This is a genomic window from Rhodoferax aquaticus (assembly GCF_006974105.1).
GTDB classification, from domain to species: Bacteria; Pseudomonadota; Gammaproteobacteria; order Burkholderiales; family Burkholderiaceae_C; genus Allorhodoferax; species Allorhodoferax aquaticus_A.
In genome coordinates this window covers 3053874-3076639 of record NZ_CP036282.1, presented here as the reverse complement: position 1 = coordinate 3076639, position 22766 = coordinate 3053874, and the positions used below count along the sequence as shown (strand labels likewise).

Sequence of the window (22766 nt, the reverse complement as noted above, 5' to 3'; positions counted from 1 at the left end):
TACGAGGCACACGCGATCCATTGGCGATATATACCAATTTGTGGGCTGAATTGGTGCTGATGCAAGTATCGCGACTGGACGATATGGGGCTTTAGATTTGAATTGCGCGCCAAGTACACTTGCTGTCTCTAGCAAAGTGGTTTATTTGTGAAATTTCTCAGCCTTGTATTGTCTTTTTTTGTAGGTGTTTGGGCCGTCAGCGCCGCCCAGTCAGCGGATGCAGCCCCCAGCAACCCGATTTACGTATTGAACTCGTTGGAGGCCAGTGTCAGCGTTGTGGACCCGCAGACTTGGACCGAAGTGAGGCGCATCCCGACTGGGAAAGAGCCTCACCACTTGTACCTTACGCCAGATGAAAAGTCGTTGATCATCGCGAACGCTTTGGGTGACTCCCTGTTGTTGATTGATCCGAAAACAGGGGCGGTTCAGCGCACGATTCGGGATATTCTGGATCCCTATCACTTGCGGTTTTCGCCTGACATGAAGTGGTTTGTGATTGCTGGCAACCGTCTTAACCACGTTGACATCTACCGCTGGGACGGAGTCAACCTTGCTTTGGCAAAGCGCATTTCTACCGGCAAGACGCCCAGCCATTTGTGGATCGACTCCAAGAGCACCACGGTGTATGCCACGATGCAAGAAAGTGACGAATTGGTGGTGATCGACCTACCCACCCAAACGATCAAGTCGCGCACAAAAACCGGGTCTTTACCGGCGGATGTGTATGGGACGCCTGATGATAGATTTGTAATGTTGGGTATGACCGGTGGCTCAGGGGTGGAGGTCTATGACGTCTCTGGCCCGTCCCCGCGCTTGGTGAAAACCATTCCCACCGGCGATGGCGCACATGCGTTTCGCAGTGCAGGCGACAAACGCCATGTGTTTGTCAGCAACCGGGTGGCCAATACCATCAGCAAGATTGACCACCAAACGATGACCGTGGTTGACAACTACCCAGCCCCAAGTGGCCCCGACTGTATGGACCTGAGTGCCGATGGTCGCTTCATCTACGTGGCGTCGCGCTGGGCCAAAAAACTCACGGTGATCGATACCACCACGCGTAAAGTCGTGCGACAGGTCAAAGTTGGCAAATCACCGCATGGTGTTTGGACCTTGGACCATGCGCCACGCTGACCTTGTCTCGCAGCACCCATAGGGCAAGGCACCATGCGCAAAAGAAACGGGTACTACGCTTCATTTTTGATAGCTGCTTGCGCTTATAGTTCGGGGGCTTGGGGCCTAAACCCCTGTAGCAAGCCTGTCTATTTGACACTGGATACGGGTCACATGGAAGTGGCCCCTTTGATTGCCGAAATACTGCTGCGAAACCAAGTCAAAGTGACTTTTTTTGCAGCCAATGAGCGCACTAAAGTGGGCGACGGTAGTCTGGGCAACCACTGGAGTGCGTGGTGGAAGGCCCGTGCCGCTGAGGGCCATGAATTTGCCTCGCATACCTATGACCATGCAGTATGGAGGGGTGATCTACCTGGGGTGCAGCCTCGGTTTCGGATGAAGCCGACTGCAGGCGCTCTGGAAGGCCGCGAGTTCACTTGGGATGCTGCCAAGTACTGCAGCCAGATCAGCTATGCGGCGGAGCGCCTCAAAGACTTTACCGGCAAGGCTCCTTTGCCTTTGTTCAGAGCCCCTGGTGGCAAGACCTCGCCACGCTTGTTGGAAGTGGCGCGTGGCTGTGGATACGCACATGTGGGCTGGTCAGCCGCTGGCTTTTTGGGCGATGAGTTGTCTAGCGAAAAATTCAGTAACGCAGCCTTGCTGCAAAAAGCCTTGCGAGATGTGCGCCAAGGGGACATCTTAATGGCGCACTTAGGGATTTGGTCGCGCAAAGACCCTTGGGCACCCGCTGTGCTCGAGCCTCTGATTGTGGGACTCAAGGCCAAAGGGTTTTGTTTTGATACCTTGCGCAACCACCCCGCCTATACCGATTGGATCGCCAGCCACCCAGGCTGATACCTCCGACTGCTACCATGGAAACACTCGTTAACTATTTCGAGCAAGCGCAGGCTTGGATCTTTGAGACCTTGGTGCAGCCCTTTATGTTTTTTGCGGGGCTCGGTGGGTTTTTGGAGGATGGCTATAGCGCCAGCGGCTGGTTTTTGGTTGGCCTGTGTCAACTGGCCGTAATGCTCTTGGTTTTTGGGCCTTTGCAGCGCTGGAAGCCTGTAGAGCCCATCATTGACAAGGCGGCGATTCGCACAGACATTGTCTACACCTTGATGCATCGCTTGGGCTTGGTGCGTTTGGCTTTGTTCTTTTCACTGGAGCCTTTAATCGATAGCGTGATTGGCCAGTTGCGTGTGGCAGGCCTTAGTACATTCCATTTTGATGATCTTTGGCCAGGGGTAAGCGACCAAGCTTGGGTGAGTTTGCTGGTCTACTTGCTGGTGTTCGACTTCGTGAACTATTGGATTCATAGGGGGCAGCACCAGTGGAATTGGTGGTGGAAGCTGCATGCGCTCCACCATTCTCAGAGGCAGATGACGATGTGGAGCGACAACCGTAATCACTTGCTAGATGATGTCATTCGCGACGGCATCATTGCCGTGGTGGCTCTGCTAATTGGTATCCCTCCAGCGCAGTTTGTTGCTGTGGTGGCATTCGTCCAGTTGAGTGAGAGCTTTCAGCATGCGAACTTGCGCGTCTGGTTCGGTGTTTGGGGCGAGCGCCTGTGGGTGAGTCCCCGTTTCCATCGCTTGCACCACAGCGTGGGGATTGGTCATGAATCCAACGGTCGCCAGACCTTGGGGGGGCACAATTTTGGTGTGCTTCTACCTTGGTGGGACATGTTGTTCGGTACGGCTAATTTTGAAGTCCGTTATGACCCAACCGGCGTGCGCGACCAAGTCGAGCAGGGCGTGGATTACGGGCGCGGCTTCTGGGCTCAGCAGTGGCTAGGTTTGCGGCGCTTGTGGCACTAACGGTGCAGCTATCGCAGATCAAGGCCCGATCCGTCAAGGTATGCTAGCCGCATGAATCTCTTATTTGATGCGTTTTGGCGCGCCGTTGCCTATTGCTTGCATCCGCGCGTCATTTTTCTGTCTTTGTTGCCTTTAGTCCTCATGGTGGCGCTGACGGGAGGGTTGGCCTACTTCTTCTGGGATGCCGCCATGGACGGAGTGCGTGCAACCCTAGATGGCTCGGAGCTGATGGGCCGAGGGTGGGCGTGGCTAGAAAGTGTCGGCGCTGGCAACTTCAAGATGGTGTTAGTGCCGCTGATTGTGATTTTGCTGGCGACGCCGGTCATCGTCGTTGTGTGTTTGCTGGCGGTCTCATTGCTCATGACGCCTGTGATGCTGCGTTTGGTTGAGTCGCGCAGATTTACAGGCTTAGAGCGCAAAAAAGGTGGTTCTTTCTTCGCAGGGCTCGCGTGGTCATTGGGTTCCAGTGTGCTTGCGCTACTGGCCATTGTGGTTTCCATGCCTCTGTGGCTCATTCCACCCTTGGTACTTGTATTGCCGCCCTTGATATGGGGGTGGCTGACCTACCGCGTCATGGCGTACGACGCATTGGCCGACCATGCCAGTGTGGACGAGCGTAAAGAACTCATGCGTCGCCATCGCATGGTATTGCTGGGTATGGGGGTTTTTGCTGGCTTTTTGGGTGCCGCGCCCAGTCTTATATGGTCCTTGGGCATGATGACATTGGTCTACGCTGCGGTGCTGGTGCCAATGTCCATCTGGCTATACACCTTGGTATTCGCGTTTGCCTCTTTATGGTTTGCGCACTTCTGCTTAGGCGCCCTCCATGCCTTGCGCGAGGAGCAAGCAGTGGCTACCTCCTCTGCAGCAAGTGGCTTGGATGTTGTCGATGTGCAAGCGACCGTGGTTTCTCCCACTACCTTAACGCAGTGAGCTCGTATGAACTTTGGTTTGGTCATTATTGGCGACGAAATACTGTCTGGAAAACGAGAGGACAAGCATTTCGCGAAGTCGGTCGAACTGCTGAGCGCTAGAGGCCTGCAGCTTGCCTATGCGGACTACGTGGGTGATGCCCCTGACCGCATTACGGCCACGCTTGCGCGAGCCTTCGCATCAGGAGATACGGTGTTTTCTTTCGGTGGCATAGGCGCCACGCCCGATGACCACACACGCCAATGTGCGGCGCGCGCGTTAGGCTGTGAAATGGCCTTGCATCCCGAGGCCGAAGCCTTGATTATCGAACGCATGCAGGACGTTGCGCGGGAAACAGGTACTCCCTACGAGCCCCAGCGCAGCGATAACGTGCACCGACTCAACATGGGCGTGTTTCCTGTAGGCGCGAGCATCATTCCTAATCCGTACAACAAGATCGCTGGCTTTAGTGCCACGGGATCTGGGGGAGGGCGGGTGCACTTTGTGCCCGGGTTTCCGATCATGGCTTGGCCCATGGTGGAATGGGTCTTGGATACCCATTACGCCCACCTGTTTGTTCGCGACGAGTGGAAAGAGCAATCCATCATTGTGTTTGGTGCCATGGAATCCACGCTTACACCGTTGATGGAAACATTGGAGCGCTTGTACGCCGTTAAAGTGTTCAGTTTGCCCAGCGTTGATCATCCGCAGTATGGGCGCCATATAGAGCTCGGTGTGAAGGGCTCCCCCGATGTGGTGGCCCAAGCTTTTGATGCCTTGCTTGGCGGTCTGCGCGCATTGGATGTGCCACTGGGCCCCGAATTGGTGCGGTCGTAGTTCTCACCTTTTTGGTGCATTTTGCTTTTTTGTGGTGCGTCTGAGCTTTGTGAACCAAATCGGTACTTTGGTGTCTTTCGTGGTGCGTGGTCACGCAATGCACGCTTTCTCAAGGCAGAATAGCCCAAGGAAATGAAAAACGGGCAAATGCAGGTTTTGGCACAAAAACTGCAGTGCAAGTGAAGTAAACCTTTTAACAACCGTGTAACAGGAGTATTTGATGGCCAAGACCGTCGCTGACGTGATGAAGATGGTGAAAGAAAACGAAGTCAAGTTTGTTGACTTCCGTTTCACCGATACCCGTGGCAAGCAACAGCACACTACTGTGCCTGTGTCCCATTTTGACGAAGATAAATTTACGTCTGGGCATGCATTTGATGGCTCCTCCATCGCAGGTTGGAAGGGCATTGAAGCGTCCGACATGTTGTTGATGCCCGATCCCAATACCGCCAACATCGATCCTTTCTTTGAAGAAACCACCATCATCATGAATTGTGATGTGGTGGAGCCAAGCGACGGCAAGTCCTACGACCGTGACCCACGTTCGATTGCTAAGCGCGCGGAAGCCTACCTCAAGGCCTCTGGCATTGGCGACACGGCCTACTTCGGTCCTGAGCCAGAATTTTTCATTTTCGACGGCGTTCGTTGGAGCACAGAACCCAACAATACGTTCTACGAAGTAGACGAGTACGAAGCCCCATGGAACACGGGTGCCAAGCTGGAAGGCGGCAACCGCGGTCACCGTCCCACCGTCAAGGGTGGCTACTTCCCCGTTCCTCCTGTTGACAGCACGCAAGACATGCGCGCTGAGATGTCCCTGATCCTCGAATCTTTGGGCATCCCAGTGGAAGTGTTCCACCACGAAGTGGCAGGCGCTGGCCAAAACGAAATCGGCACACGCTTTTCCACCTTGGTAGAGCGCGCTGACTGGACCATGTTGCAAAAGTACGTGGTGCACAACGTGGCCAATGCGTACGGCAAGACAGCCACTTTCATGCCCAAGCCATACCACGGTGACAACGGCTCCGGCATGCACGTGCACCAGTCCGTGTGGAAAGACGGCAAGAACCTGTTCGCCGGCGACGGCTATGCAGGTCTGTCTGACTTCGCGCTGTACTACATCGGCGGCATCATCAAGCACGCACGTGCCCTGAACGCCATCACCAACCCCGGCACCAACAGCTACAAGCGTTTGGTTCCTCACTTCGAAGCTCCGGTCAAGTTGGCGTACTCTGCCAAGAACCGTTCTGCTTCCATCCGTATTCCTTTCGTGGCAAACCCCAAGGGCCGTCGCGTGGAAGCACGTTTCCCTGATCCATTGATGAACCCTTACCTCGGCTTCGCAGCCTTGTTGATGGCAGGTCTGGACGGCGTGGAAAACAAAATCCATCTTGGCGAAGCAGCTACCAAAGACTTGTACCACTTGCCACCGGAAGAAGACAAACTGGTCCCAACCGTGTGCCACAGCTTGGACCAAGCTCTGGAGCACTTGGACAAAGACCGCGCGTTCTTGACCAAGGGTGGCGTGTTCACCGACAGCATGATCGATGCATACATTGACTTGAAGATGCAAGAAGTCACGCGTTACCGTATGTCTGTGCACCCTGTTGAATATGATATGTACTTCTCTTTGTAAGCCATAGGGCCGAACGGCCTTGGTTTTCAGCGAAAAAGGGACGGCAACAGCCGTCCCTTTTTCATTGGCGTATGGCTTTTCCTTTTGTATCCAAAGGTTTCCCTTTTTGTTAGGTTTTAGGTTTTTCGAGTTTTTGACGCATACTTGCCGCGTTGCCCTGTGTTTAGGGCGTGAACTTCGTATGAAAACCATTTTCTTTCTTCCACTTGCCTTGGCCTTTTTGATGAGCCCCGTTCTGGCTCAAGAGCGCATTTACCGCTGTGGCAACGAGTACACCAACACTATTACGGAGGCACAGGCCAAAACCTGCAAGCTGATCTCGGGTGGCAATGTCACCGTGGTTCCAGCAGCCAAGACCGCCGCGTCCTCAGCTCCCAAGGTCGCGACTCCCTCTCAGCCCGGCCAGCGCGTGGATGCGAACGACCAACGTGCTAAAGACTCCGATGCTAGGTTGATTCTTGAGAGCGAACTCAAAAAAGCCGAGGCACGCCAGGCCGAGTTGCTCAAGGAGTTCAACAATGGCGAGCCGGAAAAACAAGGCGCTGAAGCGCGCAATCACCAAAAGTATTTAGACCGTGTGGCTGAACTCAAGGCCAACATTGCCCGAAATGAGAGCGACATTGCGGGCATTCGCCGAGAAATCTCGCGCTTACCCAATGCCAGTGGGGGGGCAAGCAACTCCTCCAGCGCGAAGCAATAGCGAACCACGCCTAGCGCTGGCCCTGGTTAGGCATAGCACTTGCAACGAGTCCTAGCCCCAACACCAGCGAGCTTTTGTGCAATTTCAATCATTTGACCAACTGGCAACTTTGATTGCCGTAGTAGAGGCCGACGCCTCTGTGTTGTTTTCTAACTCAGCCTTAGAGGATGCTCTTGGCAGCTCGCGCCGGAGCATTGTGGGCTCTTGTTTTGCCGATTCCTTTACCGAACCGCACGCGCTCCATGTCGCGCTAGACGGCGCGCGCGGCAATAACTTTGCAGCGGTGCGTTATGACGCTTGGCTCAAGCGAGTCGGCATGGAGCCTATGCCCGTGCATGTCATCATCACCCGAACCGACTTGGTGGAGCACACCATCGTGGAAATGGTGCCTTTGGAGCAGCAAACTCGCCAAGACCGCGAGGAGCGCTTGGCCGAGCAGGCCCAGTCCAACAAAGAGTTGATTCGCAACCTTGCGCACGAGATCAAGAATCCATTGGGTGGCATACGGGGGGCAGCCCAGTTGCTCGAGATGGAGATGGAATCGCCCGAGCTTACCGAATACACCCAAGTCATCATTCGCGAAGCCGACCGTTTGCAGAGCTTGGTAGACCGCTTGCTGGCGCCTCACCGTCGCCCCCACTTGGTAGGAGATGTCAATATCCACGAGGTGTGTGAACGTGTGCGTTCTTTGATCTTGGCGGAGTTCCCCAAGGGCTTGCGTGTCGTGCGTGACTACGATATCTCCATCCCTGAGTTCCGAGGCGACCGAGAGCAGCTGATTCAAACGGTGCTCAATATTGCACACAACGCCTGCCACGCCTTGGCAGATCGGCGTCAGGCAGGCGATGCCGAGCTGACGTTTCGTACGCGGGTGACTCGGCAAATCACGTTTGGTAAACAGCGCTATCGGTTGGCATTGGAATTGCATGTGATTGACAACGGACCTGGCATTCCAGAGTCGATCAAAGACCGCATTTTTTACCCGCTGGTGTCGGGCAGAGAAGGTGGTTCGGGGCTGGGGCTTACATTGGCGCAAACCTTTGTGCAACAGCATCACGGATTGATCGAAGTCGACAGCGTGCCAGGCCGTACGGACTTCAAAATTTTGATTCCGCTCCCCTAAACTTGCAGTAACACAGGATCGCCCACCCATGAAGCCGATTTGGATCGTAGATGATGACCAGTCCATACGCTTTGTGCTGGAGAAAGCGCTGCTGCGTGAGCACTTGCCCACGCGCAGCTTCTCTAATTCACGTGACGTACTCAGCGCGCTCAATACCAGCGCCGACGACGAAGGCCCACAAATTTTGGTGAGCGACATCCGCATGCCAGGCGGCTCAGGTCTCGAGCTTTTAGAAAAGGTCAAGGCCAAGCACCCCGGCTTGCCCGTGATCATCATGACTGCGTTCTCAGACTTGGACAGCGCCGTCAGCGCTTTTCAAGGCGGTGCATTTGAGTACCTGCCCAAGCCCTTTGATTTGCCCAAAGCGGTTGAGCTGATTCGGCGCGCAGTAGATGAAAGTTTGCGTGAAGAAGTGGCTGAAGAACGCATGGGTGAAGCGCCAGAGATGTTGGGGCAAGCACCCGCCATGCAAGACGTGTTCAGGGCTATCGGGCGTTTGTCCCAAAGCCATGTGACCGTAATGATTACTGGCGAGTCTGGCTCAGGCAAAGAGTTGGTTGCACGCGCGTTGCACAAGCACTCGCAGCGCGCCAACGGCCCGTTTGTGGCCATCAACACCGCCGCTATTCCCAAAGACCTGCTTGAGAGCGAACTCTTCGGCCATGAGCGTGGTGCCTTCACCGGCGCGCAAACCATGCGCCGTGGGCGCTTTGAGCAAGCCGATGGGGGCACCTTGTTCTTGGATGAAATTGGCGATATGCCATTCGAGTTGCAAACGCGCCTCTTGCGTGTGCTCTCCGACGGGCATTTTTACCGGGTGGGTGGCCACAGTGCGGTCAAAACCAATGTGCGCGTGATTGCTGCAACCCACCAAGACTTGGAGCAGCGTGTCAAAGACGGTGGCTTTCGCGAAGATTTGTTTCACCGCTTGAACGTAATCCGCTTGCGTTTACCGCCCTTGCGCGAACGCAAAGAAGACATTCCTATGCTCACCCGGCACTTTCTGCAGCAAAGCGCAAAACAGCTGGGTGTGGAGCCTAAGCGTATTTCGGACGGCGCGCTGACGTGGTTGGAGGGCTTTGCTTTTCCGGGCAATGTGCGCCAATTGGAAAACGTGTGCCATTGGCTCACTGTGATGGCGCCGTCGCAAGTCATTGAGCCCAAAGATTTGCCGCCAGAAGTCATTGCTTCCCATGCGACAGACGTGGCAAGTGCAAAACCTATCCTTCTGCCTAGCTCCCCAGCGGTTGAACCACCTGCACCCGTCAGCCCGCACATGGTAGTCCACAGTGCGCCAGTCGTTGTTGCGACAGTAGGTCAACCCCCGGTGGCCAACGCAGTGGGGTGGGAAGGTGAGCTCGAGCAAGAGGCTTTGGCCTTATTGGGCAGCAATGCTAATGAGGTGTGGGACTCCCTGAGTCGTCGCTTTGAGTCGCGTCTCATCATGGCAGCTTTGGCCAATACCAAGGGCCGTCGCATTGAAGCTGCGCACAAATTGGGCATTGGCCGCAACACCATCACCCGCAAAATCCAAGAATTGGGCTTGGAATAGGGGCTGCTAAATCGGGCTCTGGTGTTCACGGATCTTTCACAGGCAGCTACGAATGGAGTAGCAACTTCACAAGTACCGGCTTTCGCCGGTCTTTTGCTTTTGTCGTTCGAAAGAGATCCATTGCGTGTTTCTCGTGCAGCCGCTTGTCGCATGCAAATCTTGCGCAATGCCGCACCAACTAGCGACTCGCCCATGACTATTTGAGCTCGTCGGTGCTAGCCGGTCACTTATAGGCTGCGACCCGCAGTGAGCGTGAAAGGTGGTCGCAGATGAGACCATTGCAGTGGCCAATACGCGTGATCAGCGAGGCAAGGTGTGTTGGGGTTGCACCCTCTCTTGCCGTGTAACGTGCAGCACAGTTTTGCTACTCCCCCATGGCAGAACTACGAAGCCTAGGGCCAGGGAGGGTTTCCCTAGGGCAAGAACTGGTTATGCTTTGTGACGTTGCAATAAGGGAGAGATGAAATGCCGACCACTGTGTATGGCTTGTGTCTAACGATTTTGCTCTGCTTTATGACGCCAACGTTTGCACAAGGCATTCAGGGGGAGGGTCCTGGCAGTACATCGTTGGAAACAATCCCTCGCCTTGATGACGCTTTTGCACCTCCATTGAACGCGCCGGTTACGGTAGTTCGGCAATATTTCACCGACCATATGCAGCGTCTAGGCAGTCTGCCTAGTTACGCCTCCTCCTTGGCCTTGTACAAGGCTTGGAATGCCGCTTTGCCGCAGGAACAATTGCCAAAGGACAAACTTTTGAACTTACTGGCTGATGGTGCACAGCACGACGCTTCCATCATATTTAATCAGCCTCACTTCGACGCCCCCGATGAGCGATTTTCTGGTCGCTTAATGATCGGTCTTGACTTGTATTTCGCTGGGCGTGATGAAGAAGTATTGGCACACGCCGAAAAAATCATCGTTGACACGCGAAAAGAACGAAGGTCCAAGTACTCCCGATACGCCCGAGGTTTAAGTCCGTTTGATGGATGGAGTCCATTTCGAGGCAGTTCCGCTGTCTTGGGTTTGGCAGGAGCTCTTGAGCTAAAGGCTCGCGTGTTGATGCGAAAAGGCAGTTTTCGACAAGCCTTGGCTGCTGCTGAAGATGGTATTGACGCCGCCGAGGAAGCCTTGGACATAGTCAAGGTCATGCCGCCTAATGAGGTTGCCGCTGCCGCTGAGTTTCAATCTAAGGAAACTCTTGCTACTCTGCAACTCCTAAAAATGCGAGCTCAAGTTGCGACCGGTTCGATCCTCCAAGGGACACGCACGCTGGAGACATACCTTTCGCTTTCCCGCGAAGTGGAAGCGCACCCGCGCTTTTTTTGGAATCTCGGTGTCTCGCAGTACAACCAGCGCAACTTTGTTCAGGCTGAGCAAAACTTCCGTAGAGCCGATGCTGCAGCTGAAAGGTCGGGGTACAGGTCGCTGTCATTCTTTAGATCAGACTGTGGGCAGGGCATCATTGGAGCCTTGGTAGGTCAAAAAAAGTGGGCAGCAGTGAACCGTGAACTGGCGCGATACGATGCACTTGCTGGTGAAGATGAGACCCTCAAATACCGCATTCGATACCAGTTTGAAAGAGGCTACGCATACCTGCTGACGAGTGAGCGGTTGGAAGAGTCAGAAACACTATTCCAGGAGTTGCTGGCGTATTCCACAGATGGTTTGTTGTCTGCGCATGCAAAGGGTCTTCGAGGCGTCGCACTTTGGAGACTCAGAAGAGATTCGGCTATGGCACTTGCACTACTCAAAGAAGCCGTGGACGTTTACATGAAGCCGATTTACTTTAGTGACCAGGCCTTAGGCCTCAATGCAGATGTGCGAGACCTTGTCATTGGCACATATGTGGAGGCGATATTTCAAACGGCCGGTGAAGACCCTATGCAAGCGCTTGGTCCTGCCGAGTGGGTTGGAAGTAGCAGCGTACAAAGCGCGCTTGCCGATGCAGCGATTCGGTCCGCGACTAAAGACCCAGCAATATCAGAATTGGTGCGAAAAGACCAAGATCTTAAAAACGAAATCCGTAACTTACGCACAAAGGCTGCTGTGGAGCTGGACAGCGAAGTAACTTCCAAGGTCAACGCTCTGAATCTTATTCGCGCGGAAGTGCAGGTGAAGATCAAGGCAATATTCCCAGAGTACGAGATGCTGGTGTCCCCGTCGCCGCCAAACCTTGCAACCGCCACCAAAGAACTAGCGGTTGACGAGGTGTTCGTCTTGCTTTTGCCAACGGACAAAAGCGTTTTTGTTTGGACGCTTTCAGCGGATGGGAAAAACGTATCGGCGCAGATTACGTTGCCAAAAGCCGAATTACAAAAAATGGTCAAGGATTTGCGCGTAACTCTAGACTTCGCAGAGATGGGTCGCAATCTCACGCCTTTTAACAAAATGGCAAGTGCAGAGTTGTATCGACGATTGTTGTTACCAGTAGAGGCGAGTTTAAAAGGCAAGAAGCACATCATAGTGGCCGCTGGTGGTGTACTTGGACAGATTCCTTTCGGTGTGCTCCTTAGTGAGCCAAGTAAGAACGTGAATGACAGCAGCCCCTTCCTCATCAAGCAGTTCGCTATCAGTCATGTGCCCAGCTTGAGTGCTTGGCTTTCCGTAAGAATGCTTGCACAAAACAAGCGCGCGCCTGAAACATTGATTGCTTGGGGGGATCCGACTTTTGGTGGTTTGAATAGGTATGAGGTTGCAGCAGGCAAGAGTGTGCGTAGTCTGGAATTGACTAGATCTCAGCAGCAAATGCCCGCAGGTGGGCCTATTGAGCGAGAAAGCCTGCGTTACTCAGACATTCCCAGATTGCCCGAGACGCGCGATGAGCTCATGGCAATTGCGGGAATACTGCAAGCGAATCCAAGTGCGGATTTGCACCTCGGTGATAAGGCTACTAAGACAAGCGTATTGAATAGCAGTGCAAGTGGGGAACTGGCGCGGAAAAAAGTAGTTGTCTTTGCTACTCACGGCCTGATGGCAGGGGACTTACCCAACCTTCAGCAACCTGCCTTGGCCTTGGCAAATGTTGACGATACCGACCAAGACTCTCTAAGCAACTTGTTGTTGCTTGAAGATGTCCTCGGCCTGAAGCTCAATTCAGATTGGGTTGTGCTTTCTGCTTGCAATACGGCTGCGGCAGATGGAAAGGTGGAGGAGGCGATGAGCGGACTAGCGCGAGGATTTTTTTATGCGGGCAGTCGAAGCTTGCTTGTTACTCATTGGGCCGTGGAGACGGAGAGCGCGAAATTGCTTACCACCAATACCTTTCAGCATTACACCGAAAATCCCGGCGCACGCAAGGCAGAGAGTTTGCGTCAAGCCATGCTATCCGTGATGGCAAAGCCAGCCTATCAGCATCCGGCATATTGGGCCCCTTATGCGTTAGTGGGGGATGGCGCACGTTGAGAACAACCTCGCTTGAAGTCAAATTCACCTAACTAGCTTGATCATGGGGCAAGCGCCTACGGCACAAGATCCACCACCACCGGTGCGTGGTCGCTAGGGCGTTCGTTCTTGCGCGGCGTTTTGTCGATGGTGCAGGCCGTGACCGAAGGGCGCAGGGCGTGGCTCACCAAAATGTGGTCGATGCGCATGCCGCGGTTGCGCCTGAAGCCTGCGTCGCGGTAGTCCCACCAGCTGAAGGACTTGGCGGGCTGCTCAAACAGGCGGTGGCTATCAGTGAGCCCCAAGGCAATTAGTGCGCGCAGGTGGTAGCGCTCTTCCTCAGTGCAGTGTATGGTGCCTTCTAGGTTTGCCGGGTCCCAGACATCGTCTTCGTCAAAGGTGATGTTGTAGTCGCCCATCAGCACCAGCTTGGGATGAGCGGCAAGCTCTTCTTTCACCCAGCGGCGCAGGGCAGTCAGCCATTCCATCTTGTATTCAAATTTGTCACTACCTGGCTCTTGCCCGTTGGGAAAATACGCGCCAATGACGCGCACCCCGTCGACCGTGCCTGTGATCACGCGCGACATGTCGTCGTCAAAGCCGGGGATGTTTTTGATGACATCGGTGGCTGGGGTGCGTGAGAGCAAGGCTACGCCGTTGTAGGTCTTTTGGCCAAACCAGTGCGCGTGGTAACCCGCAGCGGTGAAGGCGTCAGCCGGAAACTTCTCGTCGGTGAGTTTGAGTTCTTGCAGTGCGAGCACGTCCACGGGATTGGCGGTCAGCCAGTCCAGCACTTGGGGCAGGCGCACGCCCAGGGAGTTGACGTTCCAGGTGGCGAGCTTCATACGGAATTACGGGTATAGGTTACAAAACTGAAGGGCAGCCCGCTGGCTGCGACATGCCGCTCTCGGGTGGTCTCACGCCACGCAGCGCCCAAGGTGGGGGCAAAGGCATCGCCTTCAAACGCTGTGTCAATTTCGGTGACCACGGCGGTATGGGCCAAGGGCTCAGCTAGCGCATAGAGTTGGGCACCACCGATGACCCAAACGTCTGGAGAATGCTCGCAAAATTGTAGCGCACTGTGCATATCTGATGCGCGCTGAGCCCCACTTTCGCTCCAGTCTGTCTGGCGGGTGACTACTACGTTAGTGCGGCCGGGTAGGGGGCGAAATTTGGGTGGCAATGAATCCCAAGTTTTGCGCCCCATGATGACTGGGCAGCCCAGAGTAGTGCGCTTGAAGTGCGCCAGATCTTCTGGCAAGTGCCAAGGCAGAGTGCCCTTGATGCCGATCACGCCGTTCGCGGCGCAGGCGTAGATGAGGTGGAGTCGCATGCGGATGGGTCGCAGTCTGGCAAAGGGTCAGTGATTAGGCGGTGGGTCGATGATGAGTAAGGTGCCGTGGCTGCCCGGTGCTACGGCGTGGGGCACGCCTTGCGGCACTAAGTACAGCTGCCCAGCCTGCACCTCTACCACTTTATCGTCAATCTCTAGACGCATGCAGCCTTCAAGTACCAGTAGCGCCTCGGTGAAGTCATGGCTTTCTGCTGCGTACGCAGCTTCGTCCATGCGCAGCACCTTGATGTTGGCCCCCGCAGCCTGTCCCACTGCGGTGGATGCCCATGCCTTTTCCAAGCCCGCACTGCGGGCCAATACATCGATAACTGTCACAAAATTCCTTAAACCGCCACCGGCGCTTTGATTGCGGGGTGGCACTCGTAACCTTGCACCTCAAAGTCCTCAAACTGGTAGTCGAAGATGCTCTCGGGCTTACGTTTGATATGCAGTGTGGGGTAGGCCATGGGCGCGCGGCTTAATTGCAGATCCACCTGCTCAGTGTGGTTGCTGTAGATGTGGCAGTCGCCACCGGTCCAGATGAAGTCGCCCACATCCAGGTCGCACTGCTGGGCCACCATGTGGGTGAGCAGGGCGTAGCTGGCAATGTTGAAGGGCACGCCCAAGAAAATGTCGGCGCTGCGTTGGTAGAGCTGGCAGCTCAGTTTGCCTTTACCGCCTTCGGTCTCAGGAGGTGCGACATAGAACTGGAAGAAGGCGTGGCAGGGCATCAGCGCCATCTTGCTGAGTTCGGCCACGTTCCAAGCGCTCACGATGATGCGGCGGCTGTCGGGGTTGCTTTTGAGGGTGTTGATCACGTCGGCAATCTGGTCGATGTGGCCGCCATCCGGTGTAGGCCAGCTGCGCCACTGAACGCCGTACACCGGGCCCAGGTCGCCGGTCTCGGGGTTGGCCCATTCGTCCCAAATGCTCACGTTGCGTTCCTTGAGCCAGTTGTTGTTGCTAGACCCGGTTAGGAACCACAGCAACTCTTGGATGATGCTACGCAGGTGCACTTTCTTGGTGGTGACCAGCGGGAAACCCTCATTCAAATCAAAACGCATTTGATAGCCGAACACGCTCTTGGTGCCAGTGCCAGTGCGGTCGGCCTTGAATACGCCAGCGGTGTGCACATGGCGCATAAAGTCTTCGTACTGGGAGCGGATAGGGTATTTCATGGTTCTTGGCTACTTTGCGGCTGGGTGCGAGACGTATCCACTGGGTGTGGGTCTCGCATTTTAGGCCTTGGCAGCTGGACCTCGCGCTGCGTTGACGCTGGCTGTGTGAAGCCCCAGTGTGCATGGGCTCCGAGGCTTCACGGGACGGGCGGTTTGGAGTTACAAGCGTTTGATGTTGGGCAAACGACCGACTAACTTGCCATCGGCGTAAACCAGCCCTCCGTCAGCGCCGGGGTCTGCATAAAACTCGACATAGTGCGCGTTGATGTCATGGTCTTTAGGGGCTGCTGGCGCAATGGCGCGGGCTAAGCGGTTGAGCGTGAAGCTTGCGGCGCGCAAGATCAGGGCGAGCGTGAGGCGGGCAGTGCGGCTGGGTTTGCCGATGACGGGCGTGAGGCTGTTTGTCAGCGAATGGCTCATGGTGTTTCTCCGGCCTTGCCCGCAAGCGAGGGGCTTAGGCCTTAGGGTTTATGTTTTGTGTTTTATGTGGATAGGACTGGGGTAGTTCAGTGCGCCGCACGCGCAAGGTCGCGCAGTGAAAACTCGTTGTGCTGCAAATGTTCTAGAGGTGTTCATGGTGATTCCTGATAAAGAAGTGGTAACAAAAAAACGTCAAGGGTCTGTCACGCGGCTGCAAAGGCGCAGCAATCGCAGGTGACAAGACCGCAGACGTTGCCGAGGTTCAACAGTCAACTGCCAAGTCGCTTTAGCCCAATGAAATCCGTTTGGCTAGAGCGGCACCGAGCAGGGTTAGGGTGAAAACGAGGGAGGTGGGCGGTCGCCACCCAGAAAGAGTTGAGCAACAAACGCAAATAAATGATAAACGAGTGATTATCAAAAATAGGTGTTTGATGACCAAAAAAAAGTGGGACTTACTTTTTGTGTTTGATTGGCACCACACCGGTTTGGGTGCTAAGCCATAGGGAGTGTTCGTCAGATGCGGCCGCTCTGGTCGCAGGGATTGCAGAGGCGTGTGGCGCCGAATTGGGTTTGGGTTTTGCCGCACTTTGGCGCGCCGGGCTAGTTTCAGAAGGCGAAGCGTTCAAGACTTCCCCCAGCAATTCCAATAGGCGCTGGCGCGCTCTGCTTGGGTGTCTGCGGTAGTAGGTGAGTACCAAACCGACGATGAAACGCTCGTCATCGTCCTGCGGGGCGCTTGACGGCGCCTCTGGCTTGTTTACCTGCAACGCAGGCGCTGGTGGCTTCCCTGCACGGGGCTGGTCCATCCAGCCGTGTGGCTTGTGGTTGCGTGTTTCAAACTGTCGCGCAAGGCGCTCGCCAATTTGCCGTGACCGGCTTTTGATTTGGCTCCAGTAACTAGGTTGAATGCCTAGCTTCTCTGCAAACCGCCGCTCCAAGCCCCACAGTGTGGCTGCATCCGGGTTCTTCACTGTGTTGAACACAAACTCGTCGAACAGAAAAATGGCGTTGTCAAAACGTAACTGTGCGAGATCGGGCTCTTTGGACATGCGGCGATGATAAACGGTCCATATTCAAAGCCAAACACAGGGGTTGGCCGCCAAGGGCTTAGCGGCGTAAGACGCGGCCTGGGTTCATGGTGTTCTGAGGGTCTATCGCTGTCTTGATGCTGCGCATCAGTTGCAGTGCCACGGGAGACTTGTGTTGCTCTAACTTGCCCAGCTTAAGACTGCCAATGCCATGCTCTGCCGAGATGGAGCCACCGTAGCGTTGCACGGCGGCGTACACCACCGCGTTGACGTGCTTTTCTTGGTTTTTCAAAAACGCCTCGGCATCGCTGTCCACTGGTGCTTGCACGTTGTAATGCAAATTACCGTCGCCTAAGTGGCCGTAATTCACAAGGCGAACACCCGCAAATGCGGCCCCCAACGCTGCATCCGTTTCCCGCACAAAGTCGGGGATACGCGATACCGCAATGGAGATATCGTGCTTGATGTTCAAACCTTCTTGGGCTTGCGCGAGTGGAATGCTTTCGCGTATGTGCCACAGCGCGCGGGCTTGGGCCAAGTTTTCGGCCACTACGGCATCCAGCACGCAGCCGTCAGCCATGGCTGCTTCTAGCAAGCGCTCGAACTGTGCGCGGGCATGGTCTTCGGACTCGTGGTCTGAGTTTTCCAGAACAACACAGTAGGCAGCTTCGCCTGCAAACGGGACACGCATTTGCGGGAAGTGTTTGGTCACCAGGCTGAGCGCAAACTGGCCCATGACTTCAAAGCCAGTCAGCCCAGCGCTGAGGTATTTGTGAGCCAAGCCCAGCAGCTGGACTGCGGCTTCCAAAGAGGGCACCGCCGCAAACGCGGTAAGTTGAGACGCTGGCAAGGGGTACAAGCGCATGGTGGCAGCGGTGATCACGCCCAAGGTGCCTTCGGAGCCAATGAATAAATGCCTCAGGTCGTAGCCCGTGTTGTCTTTGCGCAAGCCCGTCAAACCCTCCCATACTTCGCCTTGCGCGGTCACCACTTCCAGGCCCAAGCACAGCTCGCGGGTGTTGCCGTAGCGCACAACCTGGGTGCCGCCTGCGTTAGTGCCCAGGTTGCCGCCAATGGTGCAGCTGCCTTCTGAGGCCAAGCTAAGTGGAAACAGGAAACCTGCTTGCTCGCAAGTCTCTTGTAGGTTTTGTAGCACACAACCCGCGTCCACGGTGATGGTGAGGTTGGCTGCATCGAGCTTGCGCACTTGGTTCATGCGTTGCAGGCTCAACACCACTTGCGTGCCACTGGCATCAGGCGTGGAGCCCACCACCATGCCGGTGTTACCGCCTTGGGGGACGATGCTCACGCCCGCCGCCACACAGGCTTTCACCACCAAAGCCACTTCCGCCGTGGATGCGGGGCGCACCACTGCCAAGGCTTTGCCATGTTCTCGCTTGCGCCAGTCTTGCTCGTAGGCGCTTAGGTTGCCTTCAGTTAAGACATGGCTTGCGCCAATGCCTTCCCGCAGTGTGTTCAGTAAAGCGTTGTATTTGTTCATAGGGCAATGCTGGCTTGATCGCCCGCGGCGTTGGCTTTGCCATGCTTGAGGCGCGTACGAATGTGCACGATGCAGGCCACAAAAAGTGTGATGCAGAGTACGACTTCCAACAAGGCGCAATAGCTGCTGGGCGCGCTATCGCTATAGGCGCGCACCACACCCTCTGTAAAGTACAACCAGACCACCAAGCTGACCCAGCGGTAGGTGTACATGCGATTTTTGAGCAGCCCCGCCAAGGGAATGCACAGGGGCAGCGCTTTCAGTGCCAACCATGATCCACCGGGGCGCAAAGGGGCTAGCACAAGCTCCCACGCCAGGCATAGAAGGATCAATCCGATCAGGCTGGCAGTCGCCGCCCACCGGCTTAAAGCGACAGTATTCAAAGTGGGTCTAGAGGTCTGGGTCAAGGTAGGGGCGGGTTGCGTAGTCATGTCAATGGCATCATAGCGGGATGCGATTCATTCAACTCATTCAGTTTTGGTTACAAGAGGTGGCCCGCGTGCCATGGTTGTACGCCATTCAAACCATGCGGGAGCGTTTTCGTGAGGACCGCTTGGGTCTCACGGCCAGCAGTTTGACCTTTACCACTACCATCGCGTTGGTGCCTGTCATTACGGTGGCCTTGGCTGTGTTTACTGCGTTTCCGATGTTTGCCAAGTTTCAGGACGTGCTGCAAAAGTGGTTGATTGCGAGCCTGGTACCAGACAACATAGCGCGACAGGTGTTGGGCTACCTGACGCAGTTCTCTGGCAAAGCCAGCAAGTTGGGCGCAGCGGGTTTGGCGGTGTTGTTTGGTACAGCCTTGGCGCTCATTTTTACGATTGACCGCACCTTGAACAGCATCTGGCGGGTCCGGACGCCGCGGCCCTTTGCGCAAAAGATGCTGATTTATTGGGCGGCTATCAGCTTGGGGCCATTGATTTTGGGGGTGAGCTTAAGCCTGACGTCGTATGCCTTGAGCGCTTCCAAAGGCCTGGTTGGGGGGATGCCAGGGGGGCTTGGCCTTTTGCTGGATGGCTTGCAGTACGTGCTGGTGGCCGCTGGTTTGGCAGCGATGTTCCGTTACGTGCCTAACACCCATGTGCGTTGGGACCATGCGTGGATGGGGGGCTTTTTTGTCTCCACCGGGATGGAAGTCGCGAAGAAACTGTTGGCGATGTACTTAAGCTCGGTTCCCACCTACTCGGTGGTGTATGGGGCGTTTGCGACAGTCCCCATACTCTTGGTCTGGATCTACACCGCATGGGTCATCGTGCTGCTAGGCGCTGCACTCACCGCACACCTTCCCAGCTTGCTGGCGGCCAGGCCGCGTGAGCGGGGTGAGTTAGGTTTGCAGTTCCAGCTGGCCTTGGAGGTTTTGCAGGTTCTGGATGCAGCGCGGCATGCGGACACCAAAGGGCTGGGCGCGGGGCAAATGGGCGCGCAATTGCAAATTGACCCCCTGCGTTTGGAGCCCGTGCTCGAAGCACTGGTCGCGCTGGACTGGGTGGCGCGCTTGAATGAAACCCTCGTGAATGGCCACGACGCGCGTTATGTCTTGCTGGTGAACCCCGAGCAGACCATGCTGGAGCCATTGCTCCAAGCGCTGCTCTTGCCCTTGAATGAAGTGACGCAAAAAATATGGGAAAACGGCGGTTTACGCAATACCAGTCTGCGCGAGGCACTATAAAAACTATAGTGAGACTTTGCCTAGCCACATGTCCTTGTACATCACCCAGTCGCCCATAAAGCTATAGAGCGGGCGCTTGAACGAGGCGGGCTTGTTCTTCTCAAAGCCAAAGTGACCTACCCAGGCGCAGGCGTAACCACACAGCAGGCCATAGAGCACCAACTGCACTTGGCCTGTGACAAACACCATGGCCAAGCACAGCAAGCCCAAAGAGGAGCCCAAAAAGTGCATGCGGCGGCAAGCCTTGTTGCTGTGTTCGCCCAAGTAAAAAGGGTAGAACTCGGCAAAGCTGCTGAAGCTTTGCACCGTAGCTGTATCGGCCGCTGCCTGCGTGGTGGAGGTTTCCATGCGCGTCTCCTTGGTTAGGTAGGGCCGATTATGGGTTTAGGGTTGCAAAAACTGCACTAGGGCTTTCAGCAGGTGCTCGGGCGTTTCGCTCATTTGGTGGTGCCCTCCGGGCAGCATGGCCACTTCGGCCAGCGCTGTCTTGGCGATCAAGCCTTGTGCAGCTTTAGGTGGTGTCATTTGGTCGGTTTCCCCTAAGACATACAAGACAGGGCAGGTGACTTTCGAGATAGCCTCCAAGCCGCCCGCGTAATTGTTGCAGGCGCTAAACCCCGCATGGAACACATTAACCTGTCGGTTGCTTGCCAGGACCCGACGCCCTAAGGCCATAGACGCCCCATATACCCATGTGCCCGGGCCTAACACAGACGGTGGCGCACACAGGGTTGAGCGAGAAAACACATTGACCATCTCCAGCGCCTGCATCGGGGTGTTGAGCGAAGACTCCAGTAAAGCGGGCGCTACTTTCATGGGGAAGGCGGTACCAATAAGCACCAACTGCTTGATACGCTGCGGCGCTCTGGCAGCGGTCTCCAAGGCGATGAGGGAGCCCCAGCTATGCCCGATGAGCGTAGCTTGCTGCAGGCCCACGGCGTCCAGCACTGCCATCACAAAGTCTGCAGCCTCTTCCACGGAAGTTGGCGCAGGGCCCGCGCTCTTGCAATGGCCTGGCAAGTCTAGGGCCAACACGTTCCAGCCGTGGTGTGCGAAGTAACGGCTTTGCAATGCCCAGACGCTGTGGTCGTGGAGCACTCCGTGAACAAAGACCATGGTCGGTTTGGCAGCATCAAACGGTTTGCCGCCGGTATAGCAATAGGTGCTGTGGCCGTTGACGGTGAGGTTCATGCTGCAGCTCCTGCGCCTGCCTTTTCAGCAATTTTGAGTGCGCGCTTGAGGTCGTCAATCAGGTCATCAGCGTCTTCCAATCCAATGCTTAGGCGAATGGTGCCTTGGCTGATGCCAGCGGCTGTCAGCGCTGCATCGTTCATGCGAAAGTGGGTGGTACTCGCGGGGTGAATGACCAAGCTGCGGCAGTCCCCTACGTTGGCCAAATGGCTGAAAATTTTGAGCGATTCGACAAACTTTTTGCCTTGCTCGCGGCTGCCCTCGAGGTCAAAGCTAAAAACCGACCCTGCACCTCGTGGCAGCAGTTTTTGCGCCAGTGCGTAGCTAGGGTGCGTGTCCAAAATAGGGTGGCCTACCCGTGAAACAAAGGCGTGGCGCGACAAGAATTCCACGACTTTTTCGGTGTTGCGCATATGGCGCTCCATGCGCAACGACAAGGTTTCTATGCCTTGCAAAATCAGCCACGCGGAGTGAGGGCTCAAGCAAGCACCAAAGTCGCGCAAGCCCTCACGGCGTGCGCGGAGCAAAAATGCGCCCACGGTGGACTCTTCGTCAAACACCATGTTGTGAAAGCCATCGTACGGTGCACTCAAGGTGGGAAATTTGTCGCCATGGCCCCAATCAAAGCTGCCACCGTCCACCACCAAACCGCCAATCACGGTGCCATGGCCGCTCAAAAATTTGGTAGCCGAGTGGTAGACCAAGTCCGCGCCGTGCTCAAAGGGTTTAATGAGCCAAGGGCTGGTGAGCGTGGAGTCCACCAGCAAGGGCACACCGGCGTCATGCGCGATGGCCGCTACATGGGGGATGTCCAGCACGTCCAAGCCCGGGTTGCCCACAGTCTCACCAAAAAAAAGCTTGGTGTTGGGGCGCACGGCGGCTTTCCATGCGTCTAAGTCATTGGGAGGCACAAAAGTAGTTTCAATCCCAAAACGCCGCAAGGTGTAGTGCAGCAGGTTTTGCGAGCCACCATACAGCGCCGTGCTTGCGACGATATGGGCGCCTGCTCCCATCAGTGTGGCCACGCACAGATGCAGTGCGGCTTGGCCACTGGCAGTGCTAACAGCACCAATGCCACCTTCAAGCGCGGCAATGCGTTGCTCTAGCACAGCGTTGGTAGGGTTGCTGATGCGCGAGTACACATGGCCTGCGCGCTCCAAGTTGAAGAGTGATGCAGCATGTTCGCTAGACTCAAAAACAAAGGATGTGCTCAAGTGAATGGGCACGGCGCGTGCACCCGTGGCGTCTGGCGTGGCGCCTGCGTGTAAAGCTAGGGTGTCGAAACTAGGGGCTGCGTAGCCTGGCATAGGGTTCTCCGGGGGACACTCGGTGTAGATATGCCGCAATTGTGGGCTATATTAAAGTG

At 55.6% G+C, this 22766-nt stretch carries 22 protein-coding genes; 11 read left to right on the top strand and 11 right to left on the bottom strand.

What is annotated here, in order from left to right; genetic code table 11:
- Positions 1-168: 168 nt before the first annotated feature.
- From EXZ61_RS14135 to EXZ61_RS14090, 10 genes are all read left to right on the top strand, one after another.
- Positions 169-1134 (top strand): YVTN family beta-propeller repeat protein, encoded by a 966-nt coding sequence (locus EXZ61_RS14135; RefSeq protein ID WP_237218966.1) that lies wholly within the window; start codon positions 169-171, stop codon positions 1132-1134.
- 153 nt (positions 1135-1287) lie between these two features.
- Positions 1288-1968 carry a polysaccharide deacetylase family protein gene (locus EXZ61_RS14130; protein WP_237218965.1) on the top strand — a complete coding sequence of 227 codons (681 nt, stop codon included), beginning with the start codon at positions 1288-1290 and terminating at the stop codon, positions 1966-1968.
- Between the two features lie 17 nt (positions 1969-1985).
- A complete protein-coding gene (locus tag EXZ61_RS14125; protein ID WP_142812374.1) occupies positions 1986-2936 on the top strand; it encodes a sterol desaturase family protein in 951 nt (316 codons plus the stop codon).
- Between the two features lie 51 nt (positions 2937-2987).
- The gene (locus tag EXZ61_RS14120) at positions 2988-3869 is read left to right on the top strand and encodes an EI24 domain-containing protein (RefSeq protein WP_142812373.1); all 882 of its coding nucleotides are present in this window, start codon (positions 2988-2990) and stop codon (positions 3867-3869) included.
- A gap of 6 nt (positions 3870-3875) precedes the next feature.
- Positions 3876-4685: a competence/damage-inducible protein A gene (locus EXZ61_RS14115; protein WP_142812372.1), complete on the top strand. Its 810-nt coding sequence runs from the start codon at positions 3876-3878 to the stop codon at positions 4683-4685.
- A 220-nt stretch (positions 4686-4905) separates the two neighbouring features.
- A complete protein-coding gene (gene glnA / locus EXZ61_RS14110) occupies positions 4906-6321 on the top strand; it encodes a type I glutamate--ammonia ligase (RefSeq protein ID WP_142812371.1) in 1416 nt (471 codons plus the stop codon).
- Between the two features lie 181 nt (positions 6322-6502).
- A complete protein-coding gene (locus EXZ61_RS14105; protein ID WP_142812370.1) occupies positions 6503-7021 on the top strand; it encodes a hypothetical protein in 519 nt (172 codons plus the stop codon).
- A gap of 76 nt (positions 7022-7097) precedes the next feature.
- A complete protein-coding gene (gene glnL / locus EXZ61_RS14100) occupies positions 7098-8144 on the top strand; it encodes a nitrogen regulation protein NR(II) (RefSeq protein WP_142812369.1) in 1047 nt (348 codons plus the stop codon).
- Positions 8145-8172: 28 nt separating this feature from the next.
- Positions 8173-9696, top strand: a complete 1524-nt coding sequence (gene ntrC, locus EXZ61_RS14095; RefSeq protein ID WP_142812368.1) for a nitrogen regulation protein NR(I) — start codon at positions 8173-8175, stop codon at positions 9694-9696.
- Positions 9697-10161: 465 nt separating this feature from the next.
- Positions 10162-13101, top strand: coding sequence for a CHAT domain-containing protein (locus EXZ61_RS14090; RefSeq protein ID WP_142812367.1), 2940 nt, complete (start codon positions 10162-10164; stop codon positions 13099-13101).
- A 56-nt stretch (positions 13102-13157) separates the two neighbouring features.
- On the opposite strand, the gene EXZ61_RS14085 is transcribed toward EXZ61_RS14090, so the two are convergent.
- From EXZ61_RS14085 to EXZ61_RS14050, 8 genes are all read right to left on the bottom strand, one after another.
- A complete protein-coding gene (locus tag EXZ61_RS14085) occupies positions 13158-13925 on the bottom strand; it encodes an exodeoxyribonuclease III (RefSeq protein WP_142812366.1) in 768 nt (255 codons plus the stop codon).
- Entirely contained in the window at positions 13922-14413 is a 492-nt protein-coding gene (locus EXZ61_RS14080) for a dihydrofolate reductase (RefSeq protein ID WP_142812365.1), read from the bottom strand. Before EXZ61_RS14080 ends, EXZ61_RS14085 begins: the two co-directional genes overlap by 4 nt.
- A 27-nt stretch (positions 14414-14440) precedes the next feature.
- Complete coding sequence (locus EXZ61_RS14075; RefSeq protein WP_142812364.1) at positions 14441-14749, bottom strand: cupin domain-containing protein; 309 nt, start codon at positions 14747-14749, stop codon at positions 14441-14443.
- Positions 14750-14757: 8 nt separating this feature from the next.
- Positions 14758-15591, bottom strand: a complete 834-nt coding sequence (locus EXZ61_RS14070) for a thymidylate synthase (RefSeq protein ID WP_142812363.1) — start codon at positions 15589-15591, stop codon at positions 14758-14760.
- Positions 15592-15750: 159 nt separating this feature from the next.
- Complete coding sequence (locus EXZ61_RS14065) at positions 15751-16011, bottom strand: hypothetical protein (RefSeq protein WP_142812362.1); 261 nt, start codon at positions 16009-16011, stop codon at positions 15751-15753.
- A 452-nt stretch (positions 16012-16463) separates the two neighbouring features.
- The gene (locus EXZ61_RS14060; protein ID WP_142812361.1) at positions 16464-17060 is read right to left on the bottom strand and encodes a hypothetical protein; all 597 of its coding nucleotides are present in this window, start codon (positions 17058-17060) and stop codon (positions 16464-16466) included.
- Between the two features lie 58 nt (positions 17061-17118).
- On the bottom strand, positions 17119-18540 hold the full coding sequence (locus EXZ61_RS14055) for an FAD-binding oxidoreductase (protein WP_142812360.1): 1422 nt from the start codon (positions 18538-18540) through the stop codon (positions 17119-17121).
- Positions 18537-18971, bottom strand: a complete 435-nt coding sequence (locus EXZ61_RS14050; RefSeq protein WP_142812359.1) for a DUF2069 domain-containing protein — start codon at positions 18969-18971, stop codon at positions 18537-18539. Before EXZ61_RS14050 ends, EXZ61_RS14055 begins: the two co-directional genes overlap by 4 nt.
- A gap of 20 nt (positions 18972-18991) precedes the next feature.
- On the opposite strand from EXZ61_RS14050, the gene EXZ61_RS14045 reads away from it, so the two are divergent.
- Positions 18992-20209: a YihY family inner membrane protein gene (locus tag EXZ61_RS14045; protein ID WP_142812358.1), complete on the top strand. Its 1218-nt coding sequence runs from the start codon at positions 18992-18994 to the stop codon at positions 20207-20209.
- A 3-nt stretch (positions 20210-20212) separates the two neighbouring features.
- On the opposite strand, the gene EXZ61_RS14040 is transcribed toward EXZ61_RS14045, so the two are convergent.
- Genes EXZ61_RS14040 through EXZ61_RS14030 form a run of 3 tightly spaced genes read right to left on the bottom strand, consistent with a single transcriptional unit; the run spans position 20213 to position 22707 of the window.
- The gene (locus EXZ61_RS14040; protein WP_142812357.1) at positions 20213-20557 is read right to left on the bottom strand and encodes an Mpo1-like protein; all 345 of its coding nucleotides are present in this window, start codon (positions 20555-20557) and stop codon (positions 20213-20215) included.
- A 36-nt stretch (positions 20558-20593) separates the two neighbouring features.
- The gene (locus EXZ61_RS14035; RefSeq protein WP_142812356.1) at positions 20594-21400 is read right to left on the bottom strand and encodes an alpha/beta fold hydrolase; all 807 of its coding nucleotides are present in this window, start codon (positions 21398-21400) and stop codon (positions 20594-20596) included.
- Positions 21397-22707 carry an O-acetylhomoserine aminocarboxypropyltransferase gene (locus tag EXZ61_RS14030; protein WP_142812355.1) on the bottom strand — a complete coding sequence of 437 codons (1311 nt, stop codon included), beginning with the start codon at positions 22705-22707 and terminating at the stop codon, positions 21397-21399. Before EXZ61_RS14030 ends, EXZ61_RS14035 begins: the two co-directional genes overlap by 4 nt.
- Between the last annotated feature and the right edge of the window lie 59 nt (positions 22708-22766).

Coding starts and splice junctions, on each gene's coding strand:
- EXZ61_RS14040 (WP_142812357.1), bottom strand. CDS start 20,557: ATGGAAACCTCCACCACGCAGGCAGCGGCCGATACAGCTACGGTGCAA.
- EXZ61_RS14055 (WP_142812360.1), bottom strand. CDS start 18,540: ATGAACAAATACAACGCTTTACTGAACACACTGCGGGAAGGCATTGGC.
- EXZ61_RS14090 (WP_142812367.1), top strand. CDS start 10,162: ATGCCGACCACTGTGTATGGCTTGTGTCTAACGATTTTGCTCTGCTTT.
- EXZ61_RS14060 (WP_142812361.1), bottom strand. CDS start 17,060: ATGTCCAAAGAGCCCGATCTCGCACAGTTACGTTTTGACAACGCCATT.
- EXZ61_RS14115 (WP_142812372.1), top strand. CDS start 3,876: ATGAACTTTGGTTTGGTCATTATTGGCGACGAAATACTGTCTGGAAAA.
- EXZ61_RS14070 (WP_142812363.1), bottom strand. CDS start 15,591: ATGAAATACCCTATCCGCTCCCAGTACGAAGACTTTATGCGCCATGTG.
- EXZ61_RS14120 (WP_142812373.1), top strand. CDS start 2,988: ATGAATCTCTTATTTGATGCGTTTTGGCGCGCCGTTGCCTATTGCTTG.
- EXZ61_RS14085 (WP_142812366.1), bottom strand. CDS start 13,925: ATGAAGCTCGCCACCTGGAACGTCAACTCCCTGGGCGTGCGCCTGCCC.
- ntrC (WP_142812368.1), top strand. CDS start 8,173: ATGAAGCCGATTTGGATCGTAGATGATGACCAGTCCATACGCTTTGTG.
- EXZ61_RS14035 (WP_142812356.1), bottom strand. CDS start 21,400: ATGAACCTCACCGTCAACGGCCACAGCACCTATTGCTATACCGGCGGC.
- glnA (WP_142812371.1), top strand. CDS start 4,906: ATGGCCAAGACCGTCGCTGACGTGATGAAGATGGTGAAAGAAAACGAA.
- EXZ61_RS14105 (WP_142812370.1), top strand. CDS start 6,503: ATGAAAACCATTTTCTTTCTTCCACTTGCCTTGGCCTTTTTGATGAGC.
- EXZ61_RS14050 (WP_142812359.1), bottom strand. CDS start 18,971: ATGACTACGCAACCCGCCCCTACCTTGACCCAGACCTCTAGACCCACT.
- EXZ61_RS14130 (WP_237218965.1), top strand. CDS start 1,288: ATGGAAGTGGCCCCTTTGATTGCCGAAATACTGCTGCGAAACCAAGTC.
- EXZ61_RS14030 (WP_142812355.1), bottom strand. CDS start 22,707: ATGCCAGGCTACGCAGCCCCTAGTTTCGACACCCTAGCTTTACACGCA.
- EXZ61_RS14125 (WP_142812374.1), top strand. CDS start 1,986: ATGGAAACACTCGTTAACTATTTCGAGCAAGCGCAGGCTTGGATCTTT.
- EXZ61_RS14065 (WP_142812362.1), bottom strand. CDS start 16,011: ATGAGCCATTCGCTGACAAACAGCCTCACGCCCGTCATCGGCAAACCC.
- EXZ61_RS14080 (WP_142812365.1), bottom strand. CDS start 14,413: ATGCGACTCCACCTCATCTACGCCTGCGCCGCGAACGGCGTGATCGGC.
- EXZ61_RS14045 (WP_142812358.1), top strand. CDS start 18,992: ATGCGATTCATTCAACTCATTCAGTTTTGGTTACAAGAGGTGGCCCGC.